This is a genomic window from Photobacterium sp. 2_MG-2023, assembly GCF_030547675.1.
GTDB lineage: Bacteria > Pseudomonadota > Gammaproteobacteria > Enterobacterales > Vibrionaceae > Photobacterium > Photobacterium arenosum.
Window position 1 is genome coordinate 1 of record NZ_JAUOQQ010000005.1, and the last position, 20690, is coordinate 20690.

The 20690-nt window shown below is 51.3% G+C and carries 16 protein-coding genes; 10 read left to right on the top strand and 6 right to left on the bottom strand.

Translation table 11 applies throughout. The annotated features are described in order from the left end of the window. Positions 1-299 precede the first annotated feature (299 nt). The gene (locus Q4491_RS05665) at positions 300-2039 is read left to right on the top strand and encodes a response regulator (protein WP_303455621.1); all 1740 of its coding nucleotides are present in this window, start codon (positions 300-302) and stop codon (positions 2037-2039) included. Positions 2040-2046: 7 nt separating this feature from the next. On the opposite strand, the gene Q4491_RS05670 is transcribed toward Q4491_RS05665, so the two are convergent. Beyond that, positions 2047-3021 (bottom strand): glutathione S-transferase family protein, encoded by a 975-nt coding sequence (locus tag Q4491_RS05670; protein WP_303455622.1) that lies wholly within the window; start codon positions 3019-3021, stop codon positions 2047-2049. Between the two features lie 181 nt (positions 3022-3202). Here Q4491_RS05670 and xthA point away from each other — a divergent pair, with 181 nt between their 5' ends. Together xthA and grxB are read left to right on the top strand one after the other, a co-directional pair. After that, positions 3203-4009, top strand: coding sequence for an exodeoxyribonuclease III (gene xthA, locus Q4491_RS05675; RefSeq protein WP_303455623.1), 807 nt, complete (start codon positions 3203-3205; stop codon positions 4007-4009). 63 nt (positions 4010-4072) lie between these two features. Next, positions 4073-4723, top strand: coding sequence for a glutaredoxin 2 (grxB, locus tag Q4491_RS05680; protein WP_192017029.1), 651 nt, complete (start codon positions 4073-4075; stop codon positions 4721-4723). A gap of 101 nt (positions 4724-4824) precedes the next feature. On the opposite strand, the gene Q4491_RS05685 is transcribed toward grxB, so the two are convergent. The 4 genes from Q4491_RS05685 to Q4491_RS05700 all read right to left on the bottom strand — a co-directional run bounded on the left by Q4491_RS05685 (position 4825) and on the right by Q4491_RS05700 (position 8050). Beyond that, the gene (locus Q4491_RS05685) at positions 4825-5502 is read right to left on the bottom strand and encodes an ABC transporter permease (RefSeq protein ID WP_120511450.1); all 678 of its coding nucleotides are present in this window, start codon (positions 5500-5502) and stop codon (positions 4825-4827) included. A 3-nt stretch (positions 5503-5505) separates the two neighbouring features. After that, complete coding sequence (locus Q4491_RS05690) at positions 5506-6246, bottom strand: ABC transporter permease (RefSeq protein WP_192017028.1); 741 nt, start codon at positions 6244-6246, stop codon at positions 5506-5508. 142 nt (positions 6247-6388) lie between these two features. Further along, positions 6389-7165 (bottom strand): ABC transporter substrate-binding protein, encoded by a 777-nt coding sequence (locus tag Q4491_RS05695; RefSeq protein ID WP_192017027.1) that lies wholly within the window; start codon positions 7163-7165, stop codon positions 6389-6391. Positions 7166-7279: 114 nt separating this feature from the next. Further along, the gene (locus tag Q4491_RS05700) at positions 7280-8050 is read right to left on the bottom strand and encodes an ABC transporter ATP-binding protein (RefSeq protein WP_120511453.1); all 771 of its coding nucleotides are present in this window, start codon (positions 8048-8050) and stop codon (positions 7280-7282) included. A 1119-nt stretch (positions 8051-9169) separates the two neighbouring features. On the opposite strand from Q4491_RS05700, the gene Q4491_RS05705 reads away from it, so the two are divergent. The 3 genes from Q4491_RS05705 (at position 9170) to pflA (ending at position 13928) form a co-directional block, all read left to right on the top strand. Further along, positions 9170-10660 carry a DUF3360 family protein gene (locus tag Q4491_RS05705; protein ID WP_218382799.1) on the top strand — a complete coding sequence of 497 codons (1491 nt, stop codon included), beginning with the start codon at positions 9170-9172 and terminating at the stop codon, positions 10658-10660. A gap of 141 nt (positions 10661-10801) precedes the next feature. Further along, positions 10802-13078: a formate C-acetyltransferase gene (gene pflB, locus Q4491_RS05710; RefSeq protein ID WP_303455624.1), complete on the top strand. Its 2277-nt coding sequence runs from the start codon at positions 10802-10804 to the stop codon at positions 13076-13078. A gap of 109 nt (positions 13079-13187) precedes the next feature. Then, the gene (pflA, locus tag Q4491_RS05715; protein ID WP_303455625.1) at positions 13188-13928 is read left to right on the top strand and encodes a pyruvate formate lyase 1-activating protein; all 741 of its coding nucleotides are present in this window, start codon (positions 13188-13190) and stop codon (positions 13926-13928) included. Between the two features lie 125 nt (positions 13929-14053). On the opposite strand, the gene Q4491_RS05720 is transcribed toward pflA, so the two are convergent. Then, on the bottom strand, positions 14054-14704 hold the full coding sequence (locus Q4491_RS05720) for an energy-coupling factor ABC transporter permease (protein WP_311568612.1): 651 nt from the start codon (positions 14702-14704) through the stop codon (positions 14054-14056). A gap of 172 nt (positions 14705-14876) precedes the next feature. Here Q4491_RS05720 and Q4491_RS05725 point away from each other — a divergent pair, with 172 nt between their 5' ends. The 4 genes from Q4491_RS05725 (at position 14877) to Q4491_RS05740 (ending at position 20653) form a co-directional block, all read left to right on the top strand. After that, positions 14877-15377, top strand: coding sequence for a YfbU family protein (locus Q4491_RS05725; protein WP_303455626.1), 501 nt, complete (start codon positions 14877-14879; stop codon positions 15375-15377). Positions 15378-15796: 419 nt separating this feature from the next. After that, complete coding sequence (locus Q4491_RS05730) at positions 15797-17032, top strand: ABC transporter substrate-binding protein (protein ID WP_218382797.1); 1236 nt, start codon at positions 15797-15799, stop codon at positions 17030-17032. Then, complete coding sequence (locus tag Q4491_RS05735; RefSeq protein WP_303455627.1) at positions 17032-19395, top strand: ATP-binding protein; 2364 nt, start codon at positions 17032-17034, stop codon at positions 19393-19395. The genes Q4491_RS05730 and Q4491_RS05735 overlap by 1 nt, the downstream gene beginning before the upstream one ends. Continuing rightward, positions 19385-20653: a sigma-54 dependent transcriptional regulator gene (locus Q4491_RS05740; RefSeq protein WP_192017020.1), complete on the top strand. Its 1269-nt coding sequence runs from the start codon at positions 19385-19387 to the stop codon at positions 20651-20653. Before Q4491_RS05735 ends, Q4491_RS05740 begins: the two co-directional genes overlap by 11 nt. Positions 20654-20690 lie beyond the last annotated feature (37 nt).

A 20690-nucleotide genomic window follows, 5' to 3' on the forward strand; every position in this document is an offset into this window, starting at 1 on the left:
AGTGGCCAAAGGGATCAGACTGTAAATCTGACGGCTCCGCCTTCGAAGGTTCGAATCCTTCTCCCTCCACCATCTTTCAAGCCAGTGCATCGCGCTGGCTTTTTTTATTCCTCTCTTTTTCTTTCTCTTCGTCGCAAGCCCTGCACAATTCTCACTTTTGCGACTTTATGCTTTCTTGCCCTCCAATCACCACATAGCACAATTTTTCACCACAAAAACCGACTACACTCAGTCTATCTAAAGTGTGACTGCCGCCACATTTGCATGCAGTTGCATCCTGGTTGCTCTGAGGACATAGGATGGCTACCCGATTGCACACCATGAGCCTTGCTCCCCCGCCCTGGCATAAACTGAAAGTCTTGCTGGTCGACGATCAGCCCAGTGCCCAAAGCCTGATGAAAGGGGTACTGGTGCAGATTGGCCTGCGTCACATTGACACCGCCGCCAACTATCGTGAAGCCATCAAGCATTGCCAGCGTTCGGCCTATCATCTGCTGCTGGTCGATTTTCATTTAGATAACACCCTGACCGGCAGCGAATTGCTGACCCTGCTGCGGAAAAAACAGCTGCTCAGTGCCGATTGCGGGATTGTGATTTTTTCGGCAGACACCAGTGCCCGAGTGGTGCTCAATGCACTGGCGGTTGAACCGGATGCCTTTGTTACTTTGCCGCTGCCGCTCAACACTCTTGAGCAAAAGCTGAGCCACGCATGGCGCAACAGTCAGGCCCGCCAGCCTGTGTATAAGCAATTGAGTGAGCATGGTCTGGATCAGGGGATCCGACACTGTAAACAGCAGCTGCTGCAACATGGTCCGGATTATCAGCTGGAAAGCCTGCTGCTCGATATGCTGATGGAAAAAAAAGACTGGGCGCTGGCCCGTCGTTATATCAGGCTATTTCAGAGCTATCACCCCTCAATCAAAGTCACGCTGGCGGAAGCCAAAGTTGAGCAGCAGTGCGGTGACTCAGCCAGAGCCCTGCAACTGCTGACGCACCTGATCGGGAAACACCCTCTGTGCCTTGAGGCGATGGATTTGCTGGCAAACTACCAGGCCGAACAAGGGCAACCGCTGCAGGCACTGGCCACAGCCCAGCGGGCACTGAAACTGTCCCCCTCTGCCAGTCACAGGGCCCTGACAGTTGCGCAGCTGGCAGCCAAGTGCCAACAACCAGATGCATTCGCTCAGGCCGGGCTCTCGCTGGCCACCCATTTACCGATTATTGATGTTGGCTGGATTATCTGCCTGGCCGAATTCAGTGCCAGCTTCGAGCAACTGTATTTCAGTCTGGATGATCAGCGCACCCGCCGTCAGCTCCACCAGACGCTGAGCCAGATAGCCCAGCGCGCGCATCACAGATTACTGCCCGCTCAGCGCCCTTTTCTATATTGCTTCAAGCAGTTACTGAGCGCCCGATTGCTGCTGGCGCAAGGCAAACAGCTGAAAGCCAAACGCCGTCTGCTGCTCGGCTTATCCGGCTATTTTGAACGCCTCAATAAGCTGCCGTCAGTGATTCTGGCCGATGCGCTGCCGCTGCTGTTACAACTCGGCGAAACCCGTTTGATTGCGGATATCTGCCAGGTACTCAAACACAGAGACAGCTATGACGGTCACAGCCAGTTAAGGCTGCAGGCATTGCGGGAAAATACTCACGCTTTTGACGCATTGCGCTGGCTGGAGTCCACCTTCAAACGCGCTCAGGCCATTCGCCACTCGCAGCCATCCCAGGCGCTGTTTCATTTTGATGCCATCATTCACGACTATCCGCTCTGCAGCGAAGCGCATCTGGGACGTCTGGATTGCCTGCTCAGGCTTCAGGGGCCAGGTCTGGCAGCCAGTATCCGTCCCAGCCTGCTTGCCGTCAGCATGATGCCTCTGCCTGATGCGCTGGCTCAGTGGCGCGGCGAGATACTGAGCCAAATGCGCGCCGGCAGACAATCCAATCCGGCGACAGGCGGTCTGTCTGTGCCACTGCCTTACTCGGTGAATCGGGACTTGCCGCCGGTCCGCATTGAGGTCTGGGCGCCATTGCTGCATTAAGACGATATTAGGCGTTCAGGCTCAATCTGCCCCTGTCATGCGGTGAGTCCAGATCCAGCTCTGGCCCCTGAGGCACCACGCCGGTTGGATTGATCATCTGATGGCTGAAATAGTAATGGCGTTTGATGTGGTAAAAATCGACCGTCTCAGCCACACCCGGCACCTGATACAGTTCTTTCAGGTAGCCCTGTAAATTCGGATAATCAGCAATGCGCTGCTTATTACATTTAAAATGGCCCACGTACACGGCATCAAAACGGATCAGCGTGGTAAACAGCCGCCAGTCGGCCTCCGTCAGCCTGCTGCCGGTTAAATACCTGTGATTGGCGAGATGCGCATCGACTTTATCCAACGCCGCAAACAACTCAGAAAAGGCCGTGCTGTAAGCCTCCTGAGTGGTGGCGAAGCCGCACCTGTACACACCGTTATTGATCGACGGATAAATAAACGCATTCCACAGCTCGATTTCGGCCTGAGCCGATTGGGGATAGTAGTCATCCTGGTTACCGGTGATCTCGTTGAAAGCACTGTTCAGCATGCGGATAATTTCTGAAGATTCATTGCTGACTATGGTTTGGGTTTCTTTGTCCCACAGCACAGGCACTGTTACCCGGCCGGTATAATCGGGTTTGGCTTTGGCATACAGCTGGTGCATAAAGTCAAAGCCATACAGTGGCTCAGGCTGCGCAAACTCCCAGCCGTGTTCCAGCATGTCCGGGCTGACCACTGTGACCCCGATATGCGGCTCCAGCCCTTTCAGAGTACGGAATATCAAGGTCCGGTGCGCCCAAGGGCAGGCCAGTGAGACATAAAGGTGATAGCGGCCGGATTCCGCCTTAAAGCCTTGCTGGCCCTGTGGTCCCTGACGGCCGTCCGCCGTTAACCAGTGACGAAAGCCCGCATCTTCACGCACGAATTCACCGTCGCTTTTATCTGTGTCGTACCACACATCGTGCCACACACCCTTGATCAGTTTGCCCATATTTGCCTCACCGTTGATTTTCACTTGCCTTGATTATAGGTAAGGCAGAGTCACCAGTCGGCGCAGAAAATCCGGTAAAGATCATCAAGATATTCGAACAGCTCAGCGCTGGCCTTACGCTATGACAAGCAACTGTGCTAGGATTGCTTCATTCTAAACCCTGACAATACAGAATCATCAAATGAAAGTTATTTCTTTTAATATCAATGGATTAAGAGCAAGACTCCATCAACTGCAAGCAGTCATCGATAAACACCAGCCGGATGTGATCGGCTTGCAGGAAATCAAAGTGCATGACGAAGCCTTTCCGCTGGAAGACGTAGAAGCCATGGGCTATAAGGTCTACCACCACGGCCAGAAAGCCCATTACGGTGTTGCACTGTTGTGCAAGCAGGAACCTCTTCATGTACGCAAAGGGTTTCCGACCGATGATGATGAAGCCCAGCGCCGGATGATTATGGCCACTTTTGAGCAAGAAGACGGTAAAACTGTGACTGTGCTGAACGGCTACTTCCCTCAGGGTGAAAACATCAATCACGAAACCAAGTTTCCGGCCAAGGAAAAGTTTTATGCTGATCTGATGACCTACCTCAATACCCATCACAGCAATGATGAAGAACTGGTGGTCATGGGCGATATCAATATCAGCCCCATTGATCTGGACATCGGCATTGGCCCGCAAAATGCCAAGCGCTGGCTGCAAACCGGTAAATGTTCCTTCCAGCCAATTGAGCGCGAATGGCTGAAAACCCTGATGGACTGGGGATTTGTCGATACCTTCCGTCAGCTTCACCCCACCGCGGATGACAAATTCTCGTGGTTTGACTATCGCTCTAAAGGCTTTGATGACAACCGCGGCCTGCGCATTGATGTGGTTCTGGCGACCCCGTCGCTGGCGGCCCGTTGCCAGGAAGCCGGTATTGATTACGAACTGCGCGGTATCGAAAAGCCGTCTGATCACGCACCTATCTGGTCTGTTTTCAAATAATTACCGCCATAAATCCCCTGCCAGCCCCTTTCATCGGGGCTGGGTTTGACGAGGTTTGAATAAATGAAACTCTTTGTTTTCGATCACTGCCCGTATTGCATTAAAGCCATGATGGTGGCCGGGCTGAACAAAGCCAATGTTGAGCTGGTTTTCTTGCAAAACCATGATGTGCAGGCGCGTATCGATAAAGTGGGTGCCAACATGGTGCCTATTCTGCAAAAACCTGACGGCAGCTATATGGCAGAAAGCCTGGATATTGCCCGCTATCTTGACGAGCAGGACGGTCAACCTCTGCTGGCGAAGGCCCAGCATGAGGCACGCATTGCCGAATGGTACGACGCTGCCCGGCCTTTCAGCAGCCGTTTAGTGTATCCGCGCTGGCTGATGATTGACCTGCCTGAATTTCAGTGCCAGGAAGCCAAAGACTGGTTTGAAAACAATAAATCAGCCATGATCGAACAAACCTTTGATGACGCCTTTGCGCAGACCGCTCAGTATCTCAGTGGTATGGAAGCGGTGCTGGCTCAGCTCGACTGGCTGACCCTGCCTTCCGAGCGCGATAATGTGCTCAGCTATGACGACGTCAATCTGTTCCCGACCCTGAGAAACCTGACTGTGGTCAAAGGGCTGACTTTCCCTTCCCGGGTGCGCCAGTACCTTGATCAAGTGGCCGTGCTGACTGGCATCAGCCTGTACGATGCAGTGGCGGTGTAGGTGGCAGTGTAATTACTGAGTTCGCCATGCGATAAGCTGCCATAAACAACTAAGCCAAGGCATCAGCCTTGGCTTAGTGTTTGAAGCGCGAGGAGATCTTATCAGCTCAGCGCTTTCATGTGACGCAGGAATCGCCCTTCAAGCTTGCGGAAAGCCCAGATCACAGTGAACGTCAGTACCATGTAACACAATCCTGCAAACAGGTAGGATTCAAAAGGTGCGTAATAGCGGGAGTTCACTATCCGTGCCGCACCGGTCAAATCCACAATGGTCACGATACCGGCGACCGCCGAGCCGTGAATCATGAAGATCACTTCATTACTGTATGCCGGTAAGGCGCGACGCAGCGAGCTTGGCAAAATAATCCGGCTGAATGCCTGCCAGTGGCTCATACCATAAGCTTTCGCCGCTTCCACTTCCCCTTTCGGCATACTGTTGATGGAACCCCGAACGATTTCTGCCGTATAAGCGGCGGTATTGAGCACAAAGGATACCAGAGCACAGAACCAAGCTTCTTCCCAGAGCGTGCCTTGTACATTTAACAACTGGCTCATGCCGTAATAAATCAGATACAGCTGTACCAGCAGCGGCGTACCACGGAAGAAGTAAATGTACGCCCAGGCGGGCCCTGAAATCAGCGGATTCTTGCTGTTTCGTGCCACACCGATAGGAATGGAAATCACCAGACCAATGGCAAGTGCCAGCGCTACCATCCACAGTGTGGTGTAAAAACCTTGCAGATACAGCGGCCAGCTATCAGTCAGAATACTAAAGTCCATCTCTTACCTCGTATGGATACTGAACCGACGCTCTGCCCACTTCAGTACCGAAGTGGAAAGCGAGGTAAACACAAGAAACAACACAGCAATTGCCATGTAGAAGGTAAATGGCATCTGAGTCGTACCGGCGGCCAGTGCCCCCTTACGCACCATGTCATCCAGACCAATGATAGAAACCAGAGCTGTGGTTTTCAGCAGCACCAGCCAGTTATTACCAAAGCCCGGTAAGGCATGGCGGATCATTTGCGGCAACAGGACACGGCGGAACGACATCGCACTGCTCATGCCATAGGCTTTCGCCGCTTCCAGCTCACCTTTGTCCACCGCCATAATGGCACCGCGGAAGGTTTCTGCCATGTAGGCACCGAAGATAAAGCCAATGGTCAGTATACCCGCGACAAATGGGCTGACTTCGATATAGTCAGGCAGATAAGCTGTCCATTCATGGCTGGGATCTGATGACGCAAAATAATTGTTCAGCCACTCATTGATGCCATACAAACTGTTGTTCAGCAGTACCTGACCGCCAAAGAAGATCAGCATCATGAGTACCAGATCAGGAATACCGCGGATGACAGTGGTGTAAGTGGTCGCCGTTAAGCGGGCCAGGCGATAACGTGACAATTTTGCCAGCGCACCTATCATGCCCAATACCATCGCCAGCACCAAAGACAGCAAAGCAACCTGCAAGGTTATCCATGCGCCTTCGATCAACGACCATTCGTATCCTTTTAAATCTAACAAGGGGTCACTCCTTTAAACTGCAAAGAGTCAGCGACAGATAGTAAAAGTGCCGAGCCACCCTCGACCCGGCACTCTTATTCGTCTCATCACATCGCTCGTACACCGGGAGACATATTGATGTCTCTGAGTCCACTGTCAGCGATTAGTCACCGTATACGTCGTAAGAGAAGTACTTAGATGCCAGTTGCTGATAGACGCCTTTTTCGCGAAGCGACAAGATGGCTTTATCCAGTTTCTCGGTCAGATCTTTATCCTGCTTACGGGTTGCAATCCCGAAGCCTTCACCGAACCACTTAGGATCGGTCAGAGAAGGGCCGATGAACTCATACCCTTCGCCGCCGTCTTTGTTCAGCAGACCTTCTTCCAGCGCCGAAGCATCACCCAGCACGGTGGCGATACGGCCAGCTTTCAGATCCAGATAAGCATCATCAAAAGAACCGTAACGTACGATCTCAACAGCATCACCATAGTTGTCGGTCAGGTATTTATCGTGCGTCGTTGCACGCTGAACACCAATTTTGACGCCTTTCAGACCTTCTTTGCTGAAGTCAATCTGTGTGCCTTTCTTGGCCACATATTTATTGGGGATCAGAGCGTATTTGCCAGTGAAGTCCACTTTCTTTTTACGCTCTTCCGTGATTGACATAGCGGCAATGATTGCATCGTATTTACGTGCCAGCAGAGACGGGATAATACCGTCCCAGTCCTGGGCGACGATCTTACATTTTGCTTGCAGTTCTTCACACAGCGCATTGGCCATGTCGACGTCAAAACCTTTCAGTTCACCGCTTGGTTCGGTCCAGCTGAATGGAGGATAGGCGCCTTCGATACCGAAACGAATTTCTTTCCACTCTTTCGCTTGAACTGAGGTGGCCCCCAGAGCAGAAACGACGGCGGCAGCCAAAATCCATTTTTTCATTGTCTTACTCCTGTTGTATTTGCATCCACCCCTTTGTGAGTCAGAGATGGTTGTAAACCGCTGAAACAGCGAAGTTGTTAATTATCGGGATTGAGTAAAACTCACATCCCTATTTTAGTAAATGGAGGAAATAAATTGTTTTAATCTTTCTGAATCCGGGTTCTGGAACAGCTTTTCAGGATGTCCCTGCTCTTCAACCAGCCCCTGGTGTAAGAACATCACCTGATTCGACACATCGCGGGCAAACGCCATTTCGTGTGTCACCACCAGCATAGTGCGTCCTTCCTGGGCCAGATCCTGCATGACGCCCAATACTTCACCGACCAGCTCAGGGTCAAGGGCGGAGGTAGGTTCGTCAAACAGCATCACTTCGGGGTCTACCGCCAGTGCGCGCGCAATGGCAGCCCGTTGCTGCTGACCACCAGAGAGGTGACCCGGGTAATAATGGCGTCTTTCGTACAAACCCACTTTCTTTAGTAAGGCTTCGGCTTTTTCGATAGCTTCTGCTTTAGGCACACCGAGGACATGAACAGGTGCTTCGATGACATTTCCCAGCACAGTCATGTGCGACCAGAGATTAAAGCCCTGGAAAACCATTGCCAGCCGGGAACGAATACGCTGCACCTGACGATCATCAACAGGCAGGAATTCACCCCGGCGATTGTTCTTCATTTTTATCAGTTCGCCATTGACCCAAATTTCACCCTGAGTTGGCGTTTCCAACAGGTTAATACAGCGAAGAAATGTACTTTTACCTGAACCAGAAGAGCCAATGATAGAGATGACATCCCCGCAATGCGCAGTGAGCGAAATCCCTTTCAATACTTCATTCTGGCCAAAAGATTTATGTAAATCCTTTACTTCAAGCGCTACTGCTTCTGTCATGCGCTTTGTCTCCTGTTGCTTGTCAAACCCAAATACTGCACCTGAAACAAATGATGCAAATGTGGCTGAGTGCGCTGAATACTGTCGGCTAAAGTCTTTATGCATGATAGTGAAAGTTCGTAAAACATCACTATTAACACTAGATCAACATTAGCAGAACGATATTTGTTACCCATTGTTATTCCTGGTAACTCATCACTAATACACGCCACGGATAACTTTATCTTTTTATCAAGCCAGTTAGTGACGCTACCATTCATCCTGCTCCTCTCGGTAATCCGACAGTGAGAAAGTCTGTTTTCGCAGCCCTTTGACGAAGGTATCACCACGAACTTTGCTTGACAACATTTTGTTAACTTTCGGATTTTAGCATTATAAGATGGAAAAATCGCATATTTAATCAATAAAACACTACAAACGATTATTTAATAAGCGCAATAGATTCTCACTATTTTAGTATAAAAAATCAGTTTCATACATCCGGGCGAATTATCCGCTGCGTGCGATAAAAAGAATAAACATCAGACTCAGCTAAATAAAAGCACGACAGGGAGTCTTCTGAATTTGCGGGTGATAAAGGCAACGGTTTGGATTACGTCAGGATGTAATCGATATCGCGCCATTAAGAGAATAATAATCCCGCCGTACCCAATCATTCCTTCTGTTTGCATCAGCAAAATGAAAGTGGGCAAACATGCAGAATGAGTAACTGATAATGTGCTTTATGCTAAATATAAAATTCGTCATAACATGACGAGGCTTGCAGAAATTGAATTTGTTCATCCCGCGAAAATGGCCGCAGAGGATACGAGCATTGCGTTTTTCTGCGCCGTATCCTGTCCGCTCCCCCCTTCCCTTTACGTCACAAAGATATAAATTTACGTAATAAAATTACAAATAAAACCAAAACACCTACTCAAATCTCACCGAAAACGGGTTTTTACGTAGTATTTCTTCATACAAGAGACATGGATGATCAGGATCAACTTTTCCTGGGAACCCGGGGAGTAAACTGTCTTCATTATCAGTAATTGATACCAGAACATAAATCCGCACTGGATTCAGGCCATACCCCCGGTGCAGAACACAAGAATTATAGACTTGTAGAACGAGGCCCTTATGTCATCAAACCTTCATTTCGGTGACGTCCAAATCGATGTGGACTCCGAGCGTTATTCGTCCCATCACAAACCCGCCAGCTGCTTTCCCAGCCGCTCCCGGTATCTTGATCATGAACTTCAGATCCTGAATCCTCGCCGGTGGGCACTGAACCTGCCCGGTCGAGATTTCCGTTTTGAGTGGGAAGATCTGGTGCCCGCAATAGCCGGTACTATCGGCATTATTGCGATGTATTCAGCAGTGATGTCCTCTTATGCCGCGGCCTACGGGCTTGGCCCGGATTTCGTGGTTGAGAACGTCAGGGTAGAGATGCTGATATCGGCATCGCTGTTTTGTATTCTGATATCCGGTTTTATGAACCCGCGCGCCAATCTGGCGGGCAACCATGGCCCGATGATCCCCATGATAGGCATGATTGCAGCCGCCGGTGGTCACCCGTTGGCACTGGCTATTTTGCTGGGCGGTTTCGGCCTGGCGCTCAGCCTGTGTAAAGGCGGCTCCCGACTGGTCAAACTCACCAGTGACGGTGTGGCTGGCGGGCTGCTGATTTTCCTTGGTTTTGTCGGCTCCAGCGGGCAGATAAAAAGCCTGCTGAGCTGGGGCAGCGACATCAATATGGGCTATGTCGCCACTTTCATCCTCTTTGTCTCTATTGTGCTTTATGCCTTTCTGGCCCGAATCGGCAAACGCTGGCTGGCGATTCCTGTCTGCGCAGTCACTGCCGGTATCATCGCCGCCATCATGGGCGCCCCGTTCGAGTTCCATACCACACCTGGCCTGCCTAATCTGAACCCGGCCTATTGGTGGGGATCGACTGAAACAGGCTGGAAACTGGGCATGCCGACTGTGGAGCACTTCATTGCGTCGCTGCCGTTTGCCCTGCTGGCCGTTGCCATGTGGTCACCCGACTTTCTTGGTCACCGCATTTTTCAGGAAATGAACTACCCTGAAAAAGCTGAGAAAGCCCTGATGGATGTCGATGACACCATGACAGGCTGCTCGGTTCGCCAGATAGTCGGCGCAGCATTTGGCGGCGGTAATGTCACCTCATCCTGGGGGACTTATATGATCCCAGCCGCCATCGCCAAACGGCCGATTCCTGCTGGTGCTATTTTGCTGGGCAGCATATGCATCGTTGTGGCTATTATCGGCTACCCTATGGATATTGCGATCTGGCCGCCGGTGATGACGATTGCCCTGCTGGCCGGTGTGTTCCTGCCGCTGCTGGAAGCTGGTATGCAGATGGTAAAAGATGCCAGGTCCAGCCAGTCGGCGGGGATCTGTATCTTCGCATCCATGGCGGTGAACCCTGTGTTCGGCTGGGCTGTCACTATGCTGCTGGATAACAACGGTCTTATTGGCGATAAAGAGCGGCCGAATCACCTGACACTGGCTGACCGCATCATCATCCCGGGTCTGACACTGCTTGTGTGCCTGGGAGCCATGCTGGCGGTCGGCATGATTCCTGGTATCCCCGCCCTTCTGGGATAAAGCAGGAAAACAAAACGTTCCGACCTATCAGTGCGGTAAATCAAAAAGCCGCACTGGCAGAAATGATACAAATTGCACAGGCTGCAGACTCATGGCAGCACTTGCAGACATTTTCTACTGACGAAAACAGGTAGGTATAATATGGCAGATCAATTTGCTACGGCTTGGGAAGGCTTCAAGGCCGGTGAATGGCAAAGCGAAGTCAACGTCCGTGACTTCATCCAGAAAAACTACACCCCTTACGAGGGCAATGAAGACTTTCTGATCAGCGAAGGCACAGCGGCAACCCGGAAGCTCTGGGCTAAAGTGATGGAAGGCATCAAACAGGAAAACGCCACGCACTCTCCTGTTGATTTCGATACGTCAATCATTTCTACCATCACCGCACACGATGCGGGCTATATCGACAAAACACTGGAAACCATAGTCGGTCTGCAAACGGATGCCCCGCTGAAACGGGCTATCATTCCTAACGGCGGCATCCGTATGGTCGAGAGTTCCTGTAAAGCTTACGATCGCGAGCTGGATCCTCAGGTGAAGAAAATCTTCACTGAATACCGCAAAACCCATAATCAGGGTGTGTTCGATATTTATACCCCTGACATCATGAAATGCCGTAAATCAGGCGTGCTGACCGGTCTGCCCGATGCCTACGGCCGTGGCCGTATCATAGGCGACTATCGCCGTGTGGCTCTGTACGGTATTGACTATCTGATGCAGGACAAACTGGCTCAGTTTACCTCGCTGCAAGCGCGTTTCGAGCAAGGCGAAGATCTGCAGATGACCATGCAGCTGCGCGAGGAAATTGCCGATCAACACCATGCGCTGGCACAGATGAAAGAAATGGCCGCCAAATACGGCTACGACATTTCGCGTCCTGCCGACACTGCGCAAGAGGCGATTCAGTGGACTTACTTCGGCTATCTGGCGGCGGTGAAATCGCAAAACGGAGCAGCGATGTCACTGGGTCGTACCTCGACCTTCCTTGACATCTACATGGAGCGGGATCTGGCGGCCGGTAAGATCAGCGAAGAGCAAGCGCAGGAAATGATTGACCACTTCGTGATGAAACTGCGTATGGTTCGCTTCCTGCGTACACCTGACTACGATGAACTGTTCTCCGGCGATCCCATCTGGGCGACAGAGTCCATTGGTGGTATGGGGGTTGACGGCCGGACACTGGTATCAAAAACCAGCTTCCGCTTCCTCAATACCCTCTACACCATGGGGCCAAGCCCGGAGCCGAACATCACAGTGCTCTGGTCTGATCGCCTGCCGGAAGGCTTTAAGAAATTCTGCGCCAAAGTGTCTATCGATACCTCGTCTATTCAGTATGAGAACGATGATCTGATGCGTCCGGATTTCAATTCAGACGATTACGCCATTGCCTGCTGTGTCTCACCTATGGTGGTCGGTAAGCATATGCAGTTCTTCGGCGCCCGGGCCAACCTGGCAAAAACCCTGTTGTACTCCATCAACGGCGGTGTGGATGAAAAACTGAAATTGCAGGTCGGCCCGAAAGCGGCTCCGATGACGGATGAGGTGCTGGACTATGACAAAGTGATGGCCAGTCTGGATTCTTTAATGGACTGGCTGGCGACACAGTACGTCACCGCACTGAACGCCATTCACTTCATGCATGACAAATACAGCTACGAAGCGGCGTTGATGGCACTGCACGACAGAGACGTGCGTCGCACCATGGCCTGTGGTATTGCCGGCCTGTCGGTGGCAGCAGATTCTCTGTCTGCCATCAAGTACGCCACAGTGAAACCGGTGCGTGACGAAGACGGCATTGCCACTGACTTTGAAATCGACGGTGACTATCCGAAATTCGGTAATAACGATGCCCGTGTCGATGACATCGCCTGCGATCTGGTCGAACGCTTTATGAATAAGATCCGTAAGCTGAAAACCTATCGCGATGCCATTCCGACTCAGTCTATCCTGACCATCACCTCCAACGTGGTGTACGGTAAGAAAACCGGTAATACCCCGGACGGTCGTCGTGCCGGCCAGCCCTTCGCACCGGGTGCCAACCCTATGCACGGTCGTGATGAGAAAGGGGCGGTGGCCTCGCTGACATCAGTGGGTAAATTGCCGTTCGCACACGCCAAAGACGGTATCTCTTATACCTTCTCTATCGTGCCCAATGCACTGGGTAAATCTGACGATACCCGCCGCGCCAATCTGGCCGGTCTGATGGACGGTTATTTTCACCACGATGCCGGTATTGAAGGCGGCCAGCACCTGAACGTCAATGTGCTGAACCGGGAAACGCTGGAAGATGCCGTGAAGCATCCGGAGAAATACCCGCAGCTCACCATACGGGTATCCGGTTATGCGGTACGCTTCAACTCACTGACGACAGAGCAGCAACAGGACGTGATTGCACGTACCTTTACTGAGTCGCTGTAACCCTTGCCGGGCAGCAACGGTCCGGCACTGCACTTTCCCCGCGGCTTGCAAGAGGCGCGGGGATTATACTTAAACCGCCATGCAATTTTTTATCTGGGAGCGCCACGTTATGACAGTAAAAGGCTGTATTCACTCCTTTGAGTCCTGCGGTACTGTGGATGGCCCGGGCATACGCTTCATCGTGTTTATGCAAGGTTGCCTGCTGCGATGCCAGTACTGCCACAACCGCGATACCTGGGATCTGGAAGGCGGTCGTGAAATCACAGTGGATGAGCTGATGAAAGAAGCCCTCTCTTATCGCCATTTCATGACAGCCTCAGGTGGCGGTGTTACCGCATCCGGTGGTGAGGCGATATTACAGCCAGAATTCATTCGCGACTTTTTCCGGGCGGCCAAAGCCGAGAACATCCATACCTGTCTGGATACCAACGGTTATGTCCGTAAACATACCCCTGTGATTGATGAGCTGCTGGATGCGACGGATCTTGTGATGCTGGATCTCAAACAAATCGACGATGCGATTCACCATGATTTGGTGGGCGTGCCCAATAAGCGCATTCTCGACTTCGCCCGTTATCTGCACCAGATAGGCCAGAAAACCTGGATCCGTCATGTCGTAGTACCCGGTTTTACCGACAATGACACCTCTGCCCACCAGTTGGGAGAATTCATTAAGGATATGGACAATATCGAAAAAATCGAACTGCTCCCCTACCATCAGCTAGGCGCGCACAAATGGGAAGCCATGGGGTATGACTATCCGCTGGAAGGGGTCAAACCGCCGTCAAAAGCTGTGATGGACAGGGTAAAAGCCATCCTGTCGCAATATCATCCCAATGTGATGTATTGATTGCGCTGAGTTCCCGGTAACAGGCCGTACCGGCCATTTTGCCGTGGCTGAGATATAGATTCCCGCCTGCGCGGAAATGACAAATTATCACATAGAAATCATACTGTTATGTTTTATTAACAGCATTACTTATCCCGCTGGTAAATATAATCCCGTTCATAAAAGGTTCTCACCCACTCAGGTTTGTACACCACCAGCAAGGTGGTCGACATACCGTTGAGCAGCGCTTCAGGAAACAACAGCAAGGGAATGAGCAATAAATAGTTATCGACGATATATTGCCAGCTGTATTCTCCTTCAAGCCAGATCCAGCTTCCAGTCAGCAGCATATGAACCACTTGCGACAGGGCACCGTTAAAAAATGCTGCGACAAAAATATAAATAAAAAGATGCCGGCTCAGGTAACGGTAACTCAGCAAGAAAACCCAATAACTGATCAGTACGGGTACCACCACGCTGGTCAGATTCACCAGCCCCAGCTCTTGCCAGTCCTGAATACCGAATGCCACCAACAGCAAACCAGGCACCGCGGCTATCCATATGGCGATTCGCCAGCCATGGGTCAGGGTTAGTACAGTCAAGGCCAGAAAATGGACTTTCAGCCCGTCGACCAGTCCGGCCCTCAGGCTCCACAACAAAAAGAGTATCACCACAGTCCCTGAGACCAGGTGCTGATAGTCTTTCTGGTGTTTGAACTTAGGATAGAATTCTCGCGGATAAGAGAAGAACAGCACGGCCAGCCATACGGCCCAGCCAGCCCAGGGAAGCATTGTCATTGCCAGCATCCTTGCATTGTATTCACCCAGTTGAATCACACTTCATTCTGGCCAGTGTAACGCAAATGCAGTCGGTTTTTCTGTAAAGTCGGCCGCAAACCCGGCTCAGATCAAAGCCGCTCGACGACTTGCTGCTATGCTGAAACCAGTAAAATCATTGCAGGATACCCCTATGGAAATGACACATGCACAACGTCTCATTTTGGCTAATCAATATCGACTGATGGCGCAGCTCGATCCCGAACATGCCAGCAAGTTTCAGCGTCTGCAAACCATAGTAGAGCGCGGATACGGACTGCAGCTCAGAGAGCTGGATAAAAACTTCGGGGCGATCTCAGAAGATGAATGTAAAGAAATCCTACAAGTGATGGAAATGCACCATGCCATGCAAGAATCCTGCAAACAGTTAAACGCAGCCGAGCAGACCCAGATTGATACTCGCCGTCTGACATTCCTGGGCTTTGATGCCGCCAGTGAGCCCCAGCAAATGCATTATGTTCGTTTCCTGACAATGGTAGAAAATCTTTATCCGCATTTCCTGCCTTCAGAGCACAGCTTTAACAGCCATGTGCCAATGCAGAGTAAATATCGCCGCATGCTGGGCGTGTGGCAACAGTGCCCTCGCCAGTATCATCTCTCCGCCACCGAAATACAGCAGATACTGAGTGCCTGACAAATTAGCCCGGATGACGAACAATGTCTCCCGCATCGCGGCCTTGATTTGATTCGGGCCGCCTTCCACGCCTGAACTATCCCTGTATCCTTCTGAGACAACAGCAAGACGCCGTATTACTGGCATATCTTTTTTACAATTTCCCCATTGGCGAAATCTGCTGTTCTGATAGATTTGCGCGGGCTATCGCAAAGTGAGTGATGATTGGGTCACGATTGGCACATTTTATGGAATGGAAAGCACTAAAGAGCTAGCCGACCATAACTTCAGCCATGATAATCGACTTTTTACTGTTCCCCACGGCCCCTTACTTGTATATAAGCGCGTAACGAATATCTCTTCTGTCTGCCATCTGCAAACGACGAGTAAAGGTGGGAAATAAGGAATGAATCAGGCTACGTAAGGAAGGATTCTTTGTCATGTTATACCGGCTTCTGATCTTAGCATTACTGGCGATCTCCCCCCTGCATGCCAGTGAAAAAAAGCAGCTGGTGATTCTGACCACCTTCAACCCTGCCCTGCTGAGCAGCAGCATTGAGATTTTTGAACAACAGCATGCTGGTTTGGATGTCACTATTCTGCAACGCCGGGAAAGTGAAGGACTGGCGTTGCTGGCGCTGCCGGATCATGGCGTGAATGTGGTGCTTTCCTCTTCCCGTCGTCTGTTTCAGCCACTGGCCGACAGCCATTCTCTGGTGCCTGTTGCCGAACTGACCGATGAGCACAGCCAGCTCGATTCAGACTACATTGCCGTTCTGGGGTACTCAGGCTGCGGCATCATATGGAACCAGCGTTATATCGACAGGAATGCACTGCCAGTTCCGTCGCGCTGGGAGTCCCTTATTGCCCCTGTCTACCACAGCCACCTGGTCATGAGCAGTCCCTCCCGTTCTGCGACCACGCACCTGATGGTGGAAAGCCTGCTGCAGCGTTATAGCTGGGATCAAGGCTGGCGCTTGCTTTTACAGCTGGGAGGCAACCTGAATGCCATTTCAGCCAACAGCCAGCGCGCCACCGATCTCGTCGCCAGCGGGCAATCTGGCATCGGTTTGGTTATCGACAGTTATGCCAAAGAGCAGCAAGATCATTTCCCGTTTATTCATTTTCAATATCAACCCAACAGTATTGTCCTGCCGAGCTATATCGCCGCACTGAACAGAAAACAATCCGATCAGCTGGGTATTGAGTTCGTGCGATTTATGCTGTCTGCCTCTTCGCAGGCGCGCATCGAGCAGTCCCCCAATTACAAGCATCGCCGAACGAAGATACCAACCATAGACACAGCGACTTTCACTGTCGATACCGGGTTAATGGAAGAGCGGGCGGTAGCTGTACAGCAACTCTTTGATATCAGTATCAGCCAACAGCAGCCCCTGCTGAACTATGCCTGGCAGCTGATCCATAAAATCCAGTTGCTGCCGGGCCTGACTCCTCAGCAAACCGAGCAACTGGAACGATCCGTTGCACTGGCTTCAACCACGGTGATCAGCGCCGAGCAAGCCGCGACTGAGGATTTTTTGTCGCTGCAAGACCCTGTGCGTCACCCGGCATCTGCCCGTACCGTCGGGCTCTGGCAAGAACAAATGAGCCAGCAATTACAGCAATCCATCCGTTTATCCCAAGACATACTCATGTCGTACAAGCAGGAGCTGTGATGCTAAAGCGCAAAACGATCGGAAATCGCCTGATTAGCGCCATCAGTCTGATGGCATTCCTGAGTATAGGCGTCAGCCTCATCGCGCTGATTACCTGGGAAAACCTCGATGATCAGATAGATGCCATTGTCAGTAAAAACCTGCCAACGCTCAGATCCAGCTATCACCTGGAACGCAGCACAGCGGCGCTGAAAGACAGACTGCATAATATCGGGGGCAATCAGGACCCGGCCCGACATGCTGAGCTGAAACAACAAATTCAGCTCGAAGCTGAAAGGATCACCCATTCCATTGCGAACACAGCCAGCCTGTCTTCCTATCCTGCGCTCAAAATTGAACACGTCAGCTTGCTCAAAGACATAGAGACATACAGCAATTTGCTGAGCAAGCGGTCGACCTTGCTGCTGGCGTTGGCGCAATCGGAAAGCCGGATCAGCTGGTTGCACCAAAAAGTGGTGGATGAGCTTGCTCCCATTCGCCAGGAAGTGGAATGGCAATTAACGCGTACCACACCCCATCACCTGGACAGTGACACCATACGGGAAACGGTCAATGAATTTTCTCTCATTCAGTCCATCACAGTAAAAGAGAGTGAGCTGTACCAGCTTGTGCAGGAAATGTTTCATCGGGACGATAACCGGGACATCGCCAACGCTTTTCACTACATTGGCTTTAAAACCCAGCAACTGAAAACCATGAGTGATTCCCTCAGCCACTACCCATCGACGCTGGCGTTCCGGCAACAGCTCAACGAGATGATCAGCCAGGTTGAGCCCAATGGCCCGGTGGCAATGCAACTGAGCGTGTTGTCTGCACTGGAAAAAACAATCCGAAGTTATAAAAAGCGCATCAACAACCGTCTGATTTATCAGGAGGATCTGATCCAGACTATGGTTGACCAGGCAGATTCCTCTCTGCTCACTCTCAACGATCACACCCGTCGGTCTGTCATCATCAGCAGCTACATTCTGCTTGGCGTGGTACTGCTGGCCATTACGCTGTCCGTCTTTCTGTCTGTCTATCTGGTCAGCCGCGGGATTGTCGCGCGTTTGAATCAACTCAGCCAGGATCTGTATGCCGTGGCGCACGGCGATCTCAATGCAAAAATTCAGGTTGATGGTGATGATGAAATTGGCCTGCTGGGTGACAGTCTGCGTCAATTCCGCCAGCAAATGCTGGAAATGCAGCGAGCCAATGCACTGAACCTGATCAATAACACTCAGGCCAGTATCATCACCTGTGATTTATCCGGCATCGTAGAATCGGTCAACCCCAGTGCGTTATCGCTGTTTGATGCCGAAGCTATCCCCGCCAATCAGACCATCTGGGCGCTGTTTAACCGCGTCATGGAACCCCGTCTGAAACGGTTGTTTCTGCCCAGCAGCCCTTTGCAGTCCAATGGCGCCTGCAACCTCACCATCAAACAGACACATTCCAGCGAACCGCGCTATCTTCGTCTGGACTTTCGCCTGTTCAAACAGGGGCGGGAAGCCAAAGTCATCATCACTGTGACAGACATTACCGAACAGGAAAGCGCAGCCCGCTGGCTGGAAAACATGGTGCAGGAAAAAACCGAGTCACTGACCAAGCGAAACCGACAGCTGAAAGCCGAAATCGAAGACAGAAAGCGTATTGAGGAAGATTTACGGGCCACACAGGATGAACTGATCCAAGCAGCAAAAATGGCCGTGGTCGGGCAGACCATGACCTCGCTGGCGCACGAGCTGAACCAGCCGCTGTCGGCCATGACAACCCATATCTTTGCCACGCGAATGGCCGTCGATAAGAACAACCTCACTCAGCTTGCAGCCAGCCTGGACAAGATGGACAGTCTGACTGAACGCATGGCCCGTATCATTGCCAGCCTGCGCAACTTCGCGAAAAAACAATCAGCCAACAGAATGCTTCAGGCTGTTGATATTCAAGAGTCGATCAATCACGCCCAGCAACTGATAGAAAGCAGGCTGAAAGTTCAGCAGACCAGTCTGATCAGCGGAATAAACAGCCCGTTTCAGGTCATCGCCGATCCCGTTCAGCTGGAACAGGTGCTGGTTAACCTGTTCATCAATAGCTGTGATGCGGTGGCTGGCTGCGATACCAGAGACATTTACGTAGAACTGCTTAATCACTCTGCTGAACGCCAGACATTCAATTTAGCCATTTGTGATACAGGCCCGGGTTTTGCGAGAGACATTATTGAAAAACTGTTCACCCCCTTTACCACCACTAAAGATGTGGGCCTGGGACTGGGACTGAACATTTGCCGTTCCATCATGAACCGCTTGAACGGCGATATTTTCCTTGCTTCCACCTTACAAGGAGGCGCAATGGTTGTTTTGGAGTTAAATAAATATGACGATTAGCGATAACATTGAAGTACTGATCATTGATGACGATCAGGATGTTGCCGATGCTTACCAGCACCTGCTGGAAGTAGCTGGTTATCAGACCCGGACAGCCACAGATCCGTTGCAGGCTCTGACCTTGCTTCATAAAGAATGGCCCGGCGTAGTGATTACCGATATGTATATGCCAGGTATGAACGGGAAAGAGGTGCTGCATCGCATTAAATCACTGGATAGCACCCTGCCTGTGATACTAATCACCGGCCATGGCGACATTCCTATGGCAGTAGACGCCTTGCAAAACGGGGCGGCCGACTTTCTGCAAAAGCCATTACAGCCCGCTGAGCTGATCACACTACTGGACAAGCATCTGCCGAAGCGAAAGCAGCTGATTGAACACCGTAAAAGGCTCAGGCAAACAGCCAGCGACGTGCTGCTGGGTGACAGCCCGCTGATAGTCAAGCTCCGCCATCAGATTGCAGCTGCGGAAAACAATGACAAAGATGCCCTGATTGAAGGAGAAGCCGGAACGGGACGCCACACTCTGGCCCGCTTGCTTCATGCCCACACAAAAATGGGTAAAGGCCCGTTTATTAAATTGTGCGGCAATAAGGTGCAGCGCACCTCCGATTTGCAACGGGCAATGCTCAATGCCCGCGAGGGCAGTCTTTGCATCAGTAACCTGCCGGCTATGCCGACCGACGCACAGCACTGGTTATGCCGCTTTCTCCTTGAACAAGAGCGCCTGGCGAAAAGAGAAGTACGTGTATTGGCGCTTGTTGAAGGGACGGCGGAACAAGCGGTCGAAAAAGAAACCTTAGTACCTGAGCTGTTTTACTTTCTCAGCCAGGCGCGGTTTGTCATACCGCCACTAAGGCAAAGGGCAAGCGATATTACACTGCTGTTCCGATACTTTCTGGAGGCCAGCTGCCAGAAACTGAACAAACCCGTCCCTGTGGTGGACAAAGCCTATATCAATACGCTGAACCGGCACACCTGGGAAGGTAACGTTCTGGAATTACGTAACGTGGCAGAGCTCTACGCTATCGGTATCGTCAAACTCACCGGACAAGAACGGACCAAGTCGCTGGATCAAATGAGCAGCCCGCTGGATGATCTGATTGATGACTATGAAAAACAGGTGATTGAAGATGCCCTGTACCTTTTCGGCGGCAGAATTAATGAGGTTTCAACTTACCTGCAGATCCCACGTAAAAAGCTCTATCTGAGAATGAAAAAGCACAATCTGGATAAAGCCGATTACAAGGCAGGATAAATCACCTCAGCGCAGAGACAACAAAGGCCGGAGCAGA